This is a genomic window from Frankia sp. EI5c (assembly GCF_001636565.1).
Lineage (GTDB): Bacteria > Actinomycetota > Actinomycetes > Frankiales > Frankiaceae > Parafrankia.
The window spans coordinates 78327-92210 of the sequence record NZ_LRTK01000029.1; the positions used below are offsets into that span (position 1 = coordinate 78327).

A 13884-nucleotide genomic window follows, 5' to 3' on the forward strand; every position below is an offset into this window, starting at 1 on the left:
TGAGCCAGTCGGCGATCTGGTCACCGAGGAAGTAGCGGGTGAGGGCGCAGAGGATGGGCTTGCTCAGCAGGCTGCCGTCGATGAACGAGGCGAGGTTGACGAGGGTGTCGGCGAGTTTGATGCCCTCGGGGGTCGGGCCGAGGATGGGCGTGAGGACCTGGGCGGCCTGGGAGTTGGCCTCCGCCCAGGTGGCCGGGATGTACTCGTCGAGGATGCCGAGCATGTGGGCGGTGAGCTGCCAGGAGTGCAGGAACCCCGCCGACTCGGTGGCGTCGATCGGCACCTTCCACTGCAGCAAGTTCTGCATGACGGTGGTCGGCAGGCTGTGCCAGGTCACCATCATGTCGGCCTGGGAGATCGGGATCTCCTCGTCGGCGACCTTGTTCCAGTACGGCGACTTGGGCAGCAGGTGCCGCACCCCGGCATGGGCCAGCCGGGTCTTGACACAGGTCACAATCATTTCGCCGTCGGGCTCGAAGGCGTTCGCGGTGCCGATGTCGTAGCCCAGCTTGGCGGTTTTCGTGATGCGGTCCCTCATGTCCGCACCACCCTTGGAGTAGTACACCGCAATGGCTTCACGCGGGATGACCGTGCTCAGCATGCCGCTGACGAAGCCGTAGGTGACGCCGAGGTACAGACCGCGCTTCTGGTTGAAGTTGGTCGCGGCCTTCAGCTTGTTCTTGTCGGCCCAGCTCGGCAGCTGGCGCGCGCGCTCGATGAAGTCGCGCAGGTCCGCGGGCAGCCCGGCCGGCAACGGCTGGCCGTTCTTCGTCCACGTCTTCAGCAGCTTGTTGACCGCGGTCACGTCACCGCGCTCGCTGAGCGCGGCGACCAGCGGGTCGGCCTCGGCATCCCACACGTACTTCGGGTCCAGGCCGGCTCCCGTACCGACCACCGAACCCGAAGGCGACCACGACCATGCCGGGGTCGCCGCGGACAGCGCGCCGGCCATACCCAGCGCACCGCCCGTGATCAGTAACTGGCGCCTGCTCCGCTCGACCATCTTTCGCCCTCCAGCGGCTCGGCAGCCCCCGAGGTGAAACAGAGAAACATGATTGGAATCTCTGTATCATAGGCTGCGGGTACCATGAGACCACACTGGGCATTTGAGAATCAAGGCCCCTCTTCTGCCCTGACCTCACCGTCGCCGATTCAGTGACCATCCGACGGGCGACAGAGCATACCGGCCCCCCGGTGACGGCAGCACGGACTTTCCGGCAAAACGGGACAATCACTATGAGTCCGAAAAACACTGCCTTATACCGGGTGACCGGCGGACGCCCACTCACCCGACCCGCCGTTTCGAGAAGGCGCACCACGCCGGGGGCCGAGCCCGGCGCCGCGGACGACGTCCACCCCACCACCGGCGGACCCGGCGGCTCGGCACGCCCGGATGCCTGAGCCGCCCCGGTACCGCGGTACCGCGGTACCGCTCGGGCACCGGGTGCCCGGTCGGTCGCCACCACCCGGGTGCGGGGCGGGGAGGAACGGCCCGGAGATCTCCGCGGCCGGAGCGACCNCGCCTTCGAGACCTGCCTCACCGCCACCGGAACGGTCTGTCGATCTGGGCAACGGTCGGCCGCCGCTGCGCCTAACCTGGTGTTGAACGGAATGGGACGCGAAGGGAGATCTTTCGATGCCAAGGTGTCCGCACGCATACTGTCGACGGTCCCGATGAGTGCGCCGGTGGTCGTCGCGGTGGTGGGTGGTGGGGCCAGCGGCTGCCTCGCCACCGCCCAGCTGGCGAGGTCCGTGGCGGTTACCGGCCGGCGGTTCACAATAATGCTCGTCGAGCCGGACGAGGTCGGTGAGGGCCTGGCATATCTGACCCGGGATCCACGGCACCGGCTCAATGTTCCGGCCGCGAAGATGAGCGCATTCGACGACGATCCACTGCACTTTCTGCGCTGGCTTCGCCGGCACGTCGCGGTCGATTTTCCGCCCGGTGGTTTCGCGCCNCGCCAGTTCTACGCCGACTACCTGCGCCACACCCTGGAGGAGACGCTGCGGGCCGCGGCCGGCGTGCGCTGCGAGCGGGTGCGCGCCCGGGCGACGGACGTCCGCCGGCATGGCCGCCGGCTGCGGCTGACACTCGACGACGGCACCAGCCATCCGGTCGACGCCGTCGTCCTCGCGCTCGGGCACGGCGCGCCGACGGCGTCCTGGGCCCCGCCGGCGCTGACCCGCTCGCCGCGGTTCGTCGCCGACCCGTGGCGGGCGGAGTCCCCGCCCCGCGTCCCGACCGGCAGCGAGGTGCTGCTCGTCGGCGCGGGCCTGACCATGGCCGACATGGCCCAGCGCTGGAGCCGGGCCGGCGTGCGCCTGCACGTGACCTCGCGGCACGGGCTGCTCCCGCTGCCCCACGCGCAGCACNCGGCGCCGCCGATCGCCGCTCCGGAGCTGCCCGAGGCGCCGGTGAGCCTCGCCCAGGCCCGCCGGCTCGTCTTCGAGCACATCCGCGCGGCCGGCGGCGACTGGCGGCAGGCCGTGGACTCGATGCGGCCGGTGACGGCCGAGCTGTGGTCCCGCCTGGAGCCGGCGGCCCGGTCACGGTTCCTCGCCACCACGATGCGCCGCTGGGACCAGGTCCGGCACCGCGTCGACCCCGCCGTCCACTCCTGGCTGGAGCAGCGCCGCGCCGAGGGATCGCTGGTCGCGCACGCCGCGCGGGTCGTCGACGCCNGGGACACCGCGGCCGGTGTCGAGGTCTCGCTGAGCGACGGCTCCCGGGTGGTCGCCGCGGCCGTGGTCAACTGCACCGGGGCGGGCGCCGGCGTGCGGGCCAGCCACGATCCCCTGGTCATGAACCTGCTCGCCTCGCGCCTGGCGACGCCGGACAGCCTGGAGCTGGGCTTCGCCACCGAGACGTCCGGGCGGCTGGTCGCGGCCGACGGGCCCCGGCCGGCGATCTGGGCCATCGGGCCGCTGCGGCGGGGGGAGCTGTGGGAGAGCACGGCGATCCCCGAACTGCGTGGCCAGGCGGCCGCGCTCGCCCGCGCCGTCGTCGCCGCCCTGCCCGGGCCGCGGGTCGTGCGGCGGGTGCGCGACCCCTACGGCCTGCCGCTCACCGCCACCCCGGAGGCGGCCGGCCGCTATGTCGCCGGGCTCGGGCGGATCCTGCGGGTGCGGTCCGGAGCCGAGACGCTGGTGGCCGAGGCGGTCGCCGCCGACCCCCAGTTCGCCCTCGGGCAGGCGGTGCTGGCGCTGCTCGGGGCCGAGTGGGGGGCCGATGTCGACGTCCAGGCGGCGCTGCGGGACGCGCACCGCCACGCCGCCCGGGCCGACGAGCGCGAGCGGCGCTTCATCGAGGTCGTCGCCGCCCGCATCCGCGAGCCGGGGGCCGACTCGGCCGCGGCATTGCTGAGCTACATCCAGGCATATCCGGAGGACGCCCTCGCCGTCAGCATCGCCGTGCCCACGATCGCCTTCAGCGGCGCGACGGAGCTGCCGGCCGAGGCGTGGGCCCTGGTCGAAGGACTGGCCGCCGTCTACCGCGACGACTGGTGGTACCGGGGGCTGCTCGCCTTCACCCGCCAGGAGCAGGAGAACTGGGAGGAGGCGGCCGAGCTCGCGGCCCTGGCGCTGGCCGTGGAACCGACCGCCGGCCACGCCGTCCACGCGAAGACGCACGTCCACTACGAGACCGGCGACCACGAGGCCGGGCTGGCCTGGTTGGACGGGTGGATCTCGACCTGCGGGTCGGATTCGTCGCACCGGGCGCACTTCGCCTGGCACGCGGCCCTGCACGAGCTCGCGCTCGGTGACGACGGCGCGGCCCGGGCGCGGTTCGCGGCCCAGCTCTCGCCGCCGGCCGTCTCCGGCGTCCGGGCGCTGATCGACTCGGCGTCGCTGCTGTGGCGCGGCTTCGCGGCCGGTGCCTGGACGTCGGTGGAACTCGGCCCGGTGCTGGAGACCGTTCCCGGCGCGTTGCTCGTCGACCCGCCGACACCCTTCGTCGGGCTGCACTCGGCAGTGGCGCTCGCCGCCGCGGGCGACTGCCGCCGCCTCGCGCAGCTACGCCGGTCCGCGGCCGCCCGGTCCAGCCCGGCCTTCACCGACACCATCGCGCCGCTGGCCGACGCCCTGATGCACCTGCTGCACGGCGATCCCGACCGGGCGACCGACGCGCTGATCGCGCTGCCCGGCGTCGAGACGCTCGGGGGCAGCGCCGCCCAGCGCGAGATCGTCGAGGACACCACGATCTACTGCGCCATCCAGGCCAACCGGCCCGATCTCGCCCGGTCGCTGCTGCGGACCAGGCTCGACCGCCGCTGCTCCCCCCGGGACGTCCACCGCAGCGCGCTGCTCGTCACCGGCCAGCGCACCGACCAGCGCACCGCCCGCTCGTCACCAGGCGAGTGATCGGTCAGCGGTATCGACGCGCGGGCCCCGGCGGCGACCGTGCTACCCGGTGCGGCGATGGACGTGGTGGATGAGGCGGGCGATCCCGCGGTAGGGGTCCCGCGTGCCGGCTGCCCATTCGGCGTCGACGACGGCGTCCACGTCCGGCCCCGGCGGGAGGTCGCCGAGATGATCGGTGAACGTCCTGATCCCGTACCAGGCGAGCGACCGCGTGCCGGCCGCGGTGAGGATCGCGGCGACGTTCGCCGGATCGTCACCGGTTGGCAGGGTGCCCGCGGCGCCGGACGGCAGGGTGCCCGCGGCGCGGGGCACACGGGCGGCGCCGGGCTCGCCGAGCAGCATCGCGGTGTCCCGCCAGCGGCCCTGCAGACCTGCCCGCAGCGCGAGCGCCGGGCCGTTCTTGCCGACCACGGAGATGATCCCGCCGGGCCGGGTGACCTCGACGAGAACGTTCAGCAGGGGGGCCGGCTCGGGGACGAACATGATGACGCCGTGGCAGAAGGTGGCGTCCCAGCCGGTCCCCACCAGGCGGGCGGCCTCCCGCCCGTCCCCCCGGACCAGCTCGACGCGCCGCCGCACCTGCTCGGGGGCGTCGGTCAGCCTGCGTTCCGCCTCGGCCAGCATCTTCGGGTCGGGCTCGCAGATCGTCACGTCGTAGCCCCGCCGGGCGAACTCCAACGCCTGCACGCCGTTCCCGCCTCCGACGTCCAGCAGCCGCGCCGGCGCGGGCGGCAGGTGGCTGACCAGCGCACGGGTGACCAGCCGCTGCCGGACCACCCCTCGTAACGTCGCCGTGTGCGCCACATAGTCGGCCGCGTCCGCGTAGTCCGCCGCGTCCGGTCCGTCGACCGCGGCGACCACCCGGGGCTCGCGGAGGGCCAGGCGGTGATCACTGGTTGGGGTCAGCTGCATCAGGCGGTTCTCCCTTTCGTCAGTACTGAGGACCTGTCCCGGACGGCGGGCCGCGAACCCCTTGGTGACATCCCCGACAAAAGCCCCTGCCGCCCGGGCGGCGCGCACGGACCGCACACGTTGACTCGCCCCACCGCGCGCCCCATCCTGAACAAATGTTCAGAACAGATGTTCAGGACGTGCCGACAGGAACCGAGCCGACCGGAGCCGAGCCGTTCGACGTGGCGGTGATCGGTGGCGGTCCGGCCGGCCTGGCGACGGCGCTTCGGTTACAGGCCGCCGGCCTGTCGACGGCGGTGCTCGAAGCACACGGCCACGCCGGCGGCTGCGCGGGCTACTTCCGCAAACGCGGCTTCTCCTTCGACGTCGGCGCCACCACGCTCGTCGACTTCGCGCCGGGCGGAGTCGGCTTCGAGCTGCTGCGAAGCGTCGGGATGAACCCGCTGGACACCCGCGAGCTACCGGGTTACGTGGCGCACCTGCCCGACCGCGAGGTCGTGCTGCACCGCGACCCGGCGCGGTGGCACGCCGAGCGGCGGCGCACGCTCGGCGACACCGGCCCCCATCGACAGCTGTGGTCGCTGATCGACCGGTTGGCGCGGACGTTCTGGCGGGCGAGCCGGGCCGGGGTGCGCCTCCCCGTGCGCGGGCCGGCGGACGCGCTGCACGACCTGCGAGCCCTCGGCCCGACCGGCGTCCCCCTCGCCCGCTATCTGAACTGGACGCTCGGAGACGCGCTGCGCCGGTACGGGCTGCGCGACGACCTGGCGCTCGTCGGGCTACTGGCGATGCTCGTCGAGGACACCGTGCACGCGACCGTCGACGACGCACCGCTGATCAACGCGGCGCTCGGCGTGACGATCCGGGGCGCCGGCCTGAGCCGGCACGCCGGGGGGATGCACGGCTTCTGGCGGGCGCTCGTCACGCACTACCGCGGGTTGGGCGGCCGGCTGCGCACCGGGTGCGCGGTCTCGCGGATCGACGGCGAGCCGGGTGCCTACCGGGTGTCCACCCGCCGAGGCGCGATCGGTGCCCGCCGGATCGTGGCCGCGGTTCCCGCCGCCACCACCGCCGCGATCTGCGCGGGGCTGCCCGTGGCCGCCAGGCTGCGGCCCTATCTGGAACGCGACGCGCCGGCGCTCGGTGGCGCGTGCGTGGTGTTCCTGGGCGTACCCGAGGACGAGGTGCGGGGGCAGGAGTTCACGCACCACCAGTTCCTGCAGTCCTACGACCGCCCGCTGGGCGAGGGGAACAACATGTTCGTCTCCGTCTCCGAACCCGGGGACACCCTCAGCGCGCCGCCGGAGCACCGCGCCGTCATGATCTCCACCCACACCGAGCTGGCCGAGTGGGAAGGGCTCGACGAGCTCGAATACGAGCAGCGCAAGAAGTGGATCGGCGAGCTGCTCGTCGGATGTGCCCGCCGCGCCTACCCGTCGCTGGGGCAGCGGGCGGTGTTCGCGGCGACGGGCACGCCGCGCAGCTACGAACGGTTCGGCTTCCGCCCGGGCGGCGCCGTCGGGGGCGTCCGCCAGCACCTGCGCAACACCAATCAGCACGCCGTTCCGCACGACCTCGGCGGCCGCGGGCTCTGGTTGGTCGGTGACTCGACCTGGCCGGGTCTGGGCACGGTGGCCTGCGTGCTGGGCAGCCGCATCGTCGCGGAGGGAATGCTGCGCGAGCGGGGGTTCAACCGATGACCTCCCCGGACTCGCCCGGCCCGCCCGGCCCGCCCGGCCCGCCTGGCCCGCCTGGCCCGCCCACGCTGGCCGACCTGGGTGCCGATCTGCTGGTCACCACCCGCCGGCGGCGGTGGATCGCGCTCGCCCGCCCGATCGCCGGCCTGCTGTGTTTCGCGGCGGCGGCCTGGGCGGGCTGGTGGTGGCTGACCCCGGTAATCGTCTTCGGCATCTTCGTCGCGGTCGTCACGGTCACCCACGACGTGGTGCACGGCACGCTCGGCCTGTCGGGGCCGGGCACCGACCGGGCGCTGTTCGCCATGGGGCTCGTCCTGCTGGAGAGCGGGCACGCCTACCGCGCCACCCACACCCGCCACCACCGGCTCTTCCCGCACCCCGATGATCCGGAGGGACATCCCGCCGAACTGTCGCTGCTCGGCGCCGTGGGCTACGGCCCGGTGTTCCTGCCGCGGCTGTGGTGGTGGTCCTACCGGCGGGGGCGCGACCGCGGCTGGCTGCTCGCCGAGGCCGCCGCACCCGTGCTGGCGCTCGCGGGAGGCGCCCTGCTGTGGCCGTACACCCCGGCCGTGCTGGTCTACGCGCTGCTGGCGATCGCCGGGAGCTGGGTGTACCCACTGCTGACGGTGTACCTGCCGCACCACGACTACGGCGACACGCCCCTGACCCAGACTCGGACCCTGCGCGGGAGGATCATCCCCGCCGTGTTCCTCGAACTCACCTACCACCTCGAACATCACCTGTACCCACAGGTGCCCAGCCACCATCTCCCGGCACTGGCCCGTCGGCTCGACGGGTACCTCGCCGCAAACGGCGTTCGGCCGATACGCGTTGTCTGACACCCACGGCCGGACTGACACCCACGGCCAGACTGACACCCACGGCCGGACTGACACCCACGGCCAGACTGACACCCACGGCCGGACTGACACCCGCGGCCGGGCTGACACCCGCGGCCGGATCCTCGACGCCACGCTCGCCTGCCTCGTGCGGCACGGTTATGCCGGCACAACAGCGCGGGCGATCGCCCAGGTCGGCGGATTCGCCCCCGGCGTCCTCTACTACCACTTCACCGATCTGGACGACGTCCTGGTCGCGGCCCTCGCGCACACCTGTGAGGCGCGCGTCCAGCGGTACCGGGAGCAGCTGTCCGGTGTGGACCGGGCCGGGCGCGCGGTGGAGATTCTCCGCGAGCTCTACCTGGAGGACACCGAGGTCGGGCACATCTCCGCGGTCCAGGAGCTGTATGCGGGGGCTCGGCCGGGGTCGCGGCTGGCGGCCCAGCTGACACTGGAGACTCGGCGGTGGGAGGCACTGGCCGCGGAAGTGCTCACCACTGTGCTGCGCGGCAAACCGTTCGCGGGCCTGGTGCGCATGCCGGTACTCGCCCGGGCGGCCGTCGCGTTCTACCTCGGCGCGGAGACCGTCGCCCACCTCGACGACGACTCCTCGCGAGTACTGGAGTTCTTCGACCAGGCCGCCAGACTCGCCGGCTACTTCGACAGAGTTCCCCGGCTGCGACGAAGCACCCCCGGATAGTGGANGGTGCGCACAGCGGAGGGAGCGGATGTGGGCTACTACGACGACCAGGTACTACCGCGGATCATCGACGTGGTGCTCGGGCGGCTGGTGGAACCGGCCCGAGCCCGGGCGGCCGCCGGGCTGAGCGGCGAGGTGCTGGAGATCGGCTTCGGCTCGGGGCGCAACCTGCCGCATCTGCCGGCGCAGGTCACCCGGCTGCTGGCGGTCGAACCTGCGGCGGCCGGCCGGCCGGCGGCTGGCGCAGCGGCGGATCGCCGCGACCACCGTGCCGGTCGAGTTCGTCGGGCGGGACGGGCAACGGCTGGAACTGGCCGACGCCTCGGTCGACCATGTGCTGGTCACCTGGACGCTGTGCACCATTCCCGACGTCGACCAGGCACTGCGGGAGGTCCGGCGAGTCCTGCGGCCCGGGGGCACACTGCACTTCACCGAGCACGGCCGGTCCCCACGAGCGGGGGTCGCCCGCTGGCAGGACCGGCTCACCCCGGCCTGGGGCCGGGTGTTCGGCGGCTGCCACCTCAACCGGCCCATCGACGAGCTGGTCACGAAGGCCGGGCTGGCCCTGGAAAGCCTCGACAACTACCGGATCGGCCCGGAGGTCATCGGCTTCGGCTACGAGGGCGTCGCGGTGCGAGGCGACTGACCGTTCACCAGGCGGTCAGCCGAAATCGGGCACCGGCCGGCGGCGAGGAAATGGTCGTGTGTCGGGTCGGGGCAGTTTGAACACCAGCACGGAGCGTGGATAATCCAACGGTTGGCGACCGACTGGTGACAGGNGGATTCCACGGTGGCGGTGCACGACACCCTCCTCGAGGAGCTGCTCAAGGACGTGTCCACTGGCCGGATCCAGCTCCCGGACTTCCAGCGGAAATGGAAGTGGGACGACGAGCGGATCCGCTCCCTGCTCGCGACGGTCACCCGGGAGTTTCCGCTCGGCGTCATCATGTCGCTGGAGACCGGCGGTGAGGCCCAGTTCAAGGCGCGCCCGCTGGAGGGCACGAAGGCTCCCGACGGAGCAGTCCCCGCGCAGCTGTTGCTCGACGGGCAGCAACGCCTCACCTCGCTTTACCACGCGCTGATGTCCAGCGAGCCCGTGCAGACCGAGGACGAGCGGCACAACGAGCTGTCGGTCTGGTACTACATCGACATCGTCCGGGCGATCGGCAGCGAGGACGAGCGCGAGGAGGCCATCGTCTCCGTGCCGGCGAGCCGGCTGCTGCGCCGGGGCTCCGGGCCCGACGACGTCATCGACCTGACCAGCCGGGAGAAGGAGTGCGCGGCGGGGATGTACCCGCTCAACCTCAGCCTGGACTCGATGGAGACCGCTGGCTGGGGGTGGGCCTACGCGGTGGACGACGACCGCAAGCACACCTGGGCGCGTTTCAACGGCGAGGTACTCAAGAGGATCAACCAGTTCCGCGTGCCCTGGGTCAAGCTCCCGAAGGAGACGAGCAACGAGGCCGTCTGCACGGTGTTCGAGAAGGTCAACACCGGCGGGCTCGTCCTGAACGTCTTCGAACTGCTCACGGCGACCTATGCCGGCAACCGGGAGTACACGTCCACGCACGGGTCGGAGTTCAACCTTCAGGAGGACTGGGGAGGGATCTCGAAGGGACTGAGCGAGAAGTACCCGGTCCTCGAGGATCTGAAGAACATCGACTTTCTGCAGGCGCTCATGCTGGTCATCAGCTACCACAAGCGCCACCGCTACCTCGCCGAGCATCCGCGGCGGACCGCGGACGCACCGTCGATCCGGTGCAAGCGCAGGGACCTGCTGACGCTCCCCCTGGCCGACTACCGGAAATGGTCGCCCGCGGTGACGGAGGCGCTCGCGTGGGCCGGGGATTTCCTCCAGGGCCAGTGCGTCTTCCGCAGCGGCGAGCTGCCGTACCGGACCCAGCTCGTGCCACTGGCCGCGATCAGGACCATCCTCGGCGCGGTCACCGACCGCCCCGAGGCGCACGAGAAGATCGTCCGCTGGTACTGGTGCGGCGTGTTCGGCGAACTCTACGGCGGTACCACCGAGAGCCGGTTCCCGAAGGACGTCGAGCACGTGGTCGACTGGGTGAACGGCACCGGCCGCGAGCCGGACACCGTCACCGAGGCGGCGTTCCAGGAGCAGCGGCTGCACACCATGACGATGAAGCTGAGCGCCGCCTACAAGGGCGTCTTCGCGCTGCTGCTGCAGGAAGGCTGTTACGACTGGTATGCGACCGACGCGCCGATCAACGCCGACACGCTGGTGACCGAGGCGGTCGACTTCCGGCAGATCTTCCCGAAGGCCTNGTTCGAGCGCGCCGGCGTCAAGGACCCTCGCATGACCAGCGTGATCAACAAGTCTCCCCTCTCGCTGCGCGCGGCCAAGACGATCGGCGGGCGCTCGCCGGCGACCTACCTCGAGATGTTCGCCCGCGAGTCAGGCCTGCCGGCCGACTGGATCGATGATCTCGTCGATTCCCAGCGAATCGACCCGAAGACGCTGCGAGCCAACGACTTCGAGGCCTTCTACCAGGACAGGATCCAGCGGTTGCTCGCTGTGATCGAGAAGGCGATGGGCAAGCCCGCGAGCCGGGAGGCGCTCTCGCCCGCCGTCGCGGCCAGCTGACCCCCCGTCGCACAGAGACCACGAGCAACCCTTATGGACGACATCCTCACGTCACTGGTCGACGGCGAGCTGACGATCCGGCAGCTGCTGAGGCGGTTCGGCTACGGTGTCCGCAGCCCCGAGGCCATCTCCGCGATCCGCGTCCAGCTCTCCCAGGCCCGGCTGGCGACCGAGCCGACCTTCGAGGCCGGCCCACTCGACACCCTGATCAAGGTCATGCCGGTCTCGCGGCCAGCGCAGGACGAAGGCGCACCCCGCCCGAGCCCGCAGGACGCGCCGGCCGCCGAGGTGCTCGACCCGGCACCTTCACCCGACGACACCGCGACCTCCACGGCGTCACCCGACGAGATCCCGCCGCAGCGAGCCGCGGGCGACGGCGCGGCGGAGTCGAGCGGAAAGGGAGGAGAGGGAGGAAAGGAGGAACCAGCCGGGCAGGAGGCGGCGGGCGAGTACCCCGACGAGGAACTCCCGGCGGGGACGCTGCGGGTCGGCGACCTGCCGTCAGCCCATCGGGAGCTCTGCACCGTCGGGCCCAAGGACAGCCTCCACAAGGCGATCACCTGCATGCTCCAGTGGGAGTACTCGCAGATCCCGGTGCTGGAAGGCGCGTCCCATCTCCATGGCGTCGTGACCTGGCAGTCCGTCGCGATGCTGTACGCGCACGGTCACGTGCCNAGCCTGGCGAAGGCGACCGACGAAGACGTACAGGTCGTCCATGACACGGACAGCCTGCTGGCGGCACTGGCCACGATTACCGCATCCGACTACGTCCTGGTCCGCAACCAACAGGGGGAGATCTGCGGCATCGTCACGATGGCCGACGTCGCGACCCGCTTCGGTGAGCTCGCCCGGCCGTTCTTCGTGATCGGCGAGATCGAGCGGCTCATCCGCGGCCTGCTCACGCCCGCCTTCGACCATGACCCGGCCGTCCTGAAGGCCACGAGGAAGAAAACCGCACGGGTCGCGGAAATGATGTTCGGCGACTACATGTTCCTGCTGAAGGTGCCGGCGAACTGGCAGAAGCTCAACTGGCCGTTCGTCGACCAGAGCGCCTTCATCGACCTCCTCGACGCCGTCCGCAAGATCCGTAACTCGGTCGCGCACTTCCGCACGACGCCGTTGACCGTCGAGGAGAATCGCCAGATCAGCCAGCTTCACGGAATGTTGAAGAAGCTCGCCGTGTAACTGGGCTCGGGTAAGTGGGCTAATGTCGCGGGCTGGGGCGGCGGGGGTCGCCGTCCCAGCGCGGCGGCGGGAGCAGCGGGGAGACGGGGTGCAGGACAGGCGTTGGACGACGGTCACCGCGTCGCAGTTCGCCCATGAGCGGGACGCGCTGGAACACGTCCAGCGGCTGCTGCCGGACGCGGAGCCGTACCGGGCCTGGTCGAACTTCACCTTCGTCGCGTCCACCGGGCACCTGCGCGAGGTCGACCTGCTCGTCGTCGCCCGCGGCGGGGTGTACCTGATCGAGATCAAGAGCTGGGCGGGCCGGCTGACGGCGTCGGGGTCGAACTGGGTCCAGCACCGGCCGGCCGGCCCAGACCTGATCTTCGACAATCCGCTGATCCTCGCGAACCAGAAGTCCAAGGAGCTCAAGCACCTCCTGGAGACCGCGGCCCGCGCGCAGGGCCTCGGCCGGCTGCGGATGCCGTTCTTCCAGCCGGCGGTCTTCCTCTCGAACGGGACGTTGAAGGTCGAGCTGCCGGACTTCCAGCTGCACGGGATCTTCGGCCCGGAACCCGCCGCCGACGGCGCCCCGGTCCGGGCGGGCACCGCGGCCGCGCTTCCGTCGATCTGGTCCGGCCTGCTGGACGCCCCGCTGCGCGACGAACGCCACCGGATCGCCCCGGAGACGTCCAGGCGGCTCGCGGCGCTGCTCCCGGTCGCCGGGATCGCACCCAGCCGGCGGCACCGGCGCGTCGGCGCGTGGGAGCTGGAGATCCCGGCCTTCGAGTCCGGCCCCACCTGGCAGGACTACCACGCCCGGCACACGCAGATGCCCTCCGCGCGCCGCCGGGTGCGGATCTACCTGGTGGAGACGGGTGCGGGCGAGGCCGAGCGCCGTGCCCGGGAGGCGGCGGCCAAACGCGAGTTCCTCGTCCTCAACGGGATCGACCACCAGGGCATCGTCCAGGTCGACGGCCTGGAGCAGCATGAGGCCGGCCCGGCGCTGATCTTTCGGCACCACCCCGACGAGATGCGCCTCGACCACTACCTCGCCCGCTACGGCGACCGGCTCGACGCCGGCACCCGGCTGCGGATGATCCGCGAGCTCGCCGAGACGCTCGACTACGCGCACGGCCGCCACCTCTACCACCGGGCCCTCGCGGCCCGCAGCGTCCTCGTCGTACCGTCCGCCCGCCGCGGCCGCGACCAGGCGGAGAGCGAGCGGCGCTGGCTCTCCCCCCGGCTGGTCATCAGCGACTGGCAGGCGGCGGCCCGCGACATCGACGCGTCGACGGGGCAGCTGACCGGCTCGTTGACGAAGACCTCGGTCGCGCTCGCCCTCGAGCCCGCGCACCGGTTCCTGCCGCAGCTGGAACGGGCCGCGGAGAGCTACCTGGCGCCCGAGGTCGACGCCCCCTACCCGGACCCGGTCGGCATCGACGTTTTCGGCCTGGGCGCGCTCGCGTACCTGATCCTGACCGGCGAGGCTCCCGCGCCGACCCGCAACGCGGTGAAGGCGCTGCTCGCCGAGACCGGCGGGCTGCGCCCCTCCGCGGTCGTCGACTCGCTGTCCGAGACGGCGGACGACCTGGTCGCGCN

The 13884-nt window shown here is 71.9% G+C and carries 9 protein-coding genes and 3 pseudogenes; 10 read left to right on the top strand and 2 right to left on the bottom strand.

Going from position 1 to position 13884, the window contains the following annotated elements:
* Positions 1-1003: pseudogene (locus tag UG55_RS45455) on the bottom strand (oxygenase MpaB family protein); the annotation flags it as partial.
* A 671-nt stretch (positions 1004-1674) separates the two neighbouring features.
* Here UG55_RS45455 and UG55_RS37640 point away from each other — a divergent pair.
* Positions 1675-1958, top strand: a 284-nt coding sequence (locus tag UG55_RS37640) for an FAD/NAD(P)-binding protein (protein WP_242424553.1), incomplete at its 3' end; no start/stop codon positions are given.
* 1 nt (position 1959) lies between these two features.
* Positions 1960-2373, top strand: a pseudogene (locus tag UG55_RS37645) (FAD/NAD(P)-binding protein); the annotation flags it as partial.
* A 2031-nt stretch (positions 2374-4404) separates the two neighbouring features.
* Here UG55_RS37645 and UG55_RS15490 read toward each other — a convergent pair.
* The gene (locus UG55_RS15490) at positions 4405-5274 is read right to left on the bottom strand and encodes a methyltransferase domain-containing protein (protein ID WP_083986837.1); all 870 of its coding nucleotides are present in this window, start codon (positions 5272-5274) and stop codon (positions 4405-4407) included.
* Positions 5275-5429: 155 nt separating this feature from the next.
* Between UG55_RS15490 and UG55_RS15495 the strand changes: the two genes are divergently transcribed.
* The 8 genes and pseudogenes from UG55_RS15495 to UG55_RS37650 form a co-directional block, all read left to right on the top strand.
* Entirely contained in the window at positions 5430-6974 is a 1545-nt protein-coding gene (locus UG55_RS15495) for an NAD(P)/FAD-dependent oxidoreductase (RefSeq protein ID WP_066068993.1), read from the top strand.
* Entirely contained in the window at positions 6971-7810 is an 840-nt protein-coding gene (locus UG55_RS27385; protein WP_083986838.1) for a fatty acid desaturase, read from the top strand. The genes UG55_RS15495 and UG55_RS27385 overlap by 4 nt, the downstream gene beginning before the upstream one ends.
* A complete protein-coding gene (locus UG55_RS15505; RefSeq protein WP_242424509.1) occupies positions 7803-8510 on the top strand; it encodes a TetR/AcrR family transcriptional regulator in 708 nt (235 codons plus the stop codon). Before UG55_RS27385 ends, UG55_RS15505 begins: the two co-directional genes overlap by 8 nt.
* Positions 8511-8540: 30 nt before the next feature.
* Positions 8541-9156, top strand: a pseudogene (locus UG55_RS15510) (class I SAM-dependent methyltransferase).
* A 150-nt stretch (positions 9157-9306) separates the two neighbouring features.
* Positions 9307-10798, top strand: a 1492-nt coding sequence (locus UG55_RS15515; protein WP_255360489.1) for a DUF262 domain-containing protein, incomplete at its 3' end; no start/stop codon positions are given.
* Positions 10799-11334: 536 nt separating this feature from the next.
* On the top strand, positions 11335-11792 hold a 458-nt coding region (locus UG55_RS47350), incomplete at its 3' end, for a CBS domain-containing protein (protein ID WP_396230923.1).
* Positions 11793-11796: 4 nt separating this feature from the next.
* Positions 11797-12303, top strand: a complete 507-nt coding sequence (locus UG55_RS47355; protein WP_396230924.1) for a CBS domain-containing protein — start codon at positions 11797-11799, stop codon at positions 12301-12303.
* A gap of 22 nt (positions 12304-12325) precedes the next feature.
* Positions 12326-13883, top strand: a 1558-nt coding sequence (locus UG55_RS37650; RefSeq protein ID WP_242424512.1) for an NERD domain-containing protein, incomplete at its 3' end; no start/stop codon positions are given.
* Between the last annotated feature and the right edge of the window lies 1 nt (position 13884).

Coding starts and splice junctions, on each gene's coding strand:
- UG55_RS15490 (WP_083986837.1), bottom strand. CDS start 5,274: ATGCAGCTGACCCCAACCAGTGATCACCGCCTGGCCCTCCGCGAGCCC.
- UG55_RS15495 (WP_066068993.1), top strand. CDS start 5,430: ATGTTCAGAACAGATGTTCAGGACGTGCCGACAGGAACCGAGCCGACC.
- UG55_RS27385 (WP_083986838.1), top strand. CDS start 6,971: ATGACCTCCCCGGACTCGCCCGGCCCGCCCGGCCCGCCCGGCCCGCCT.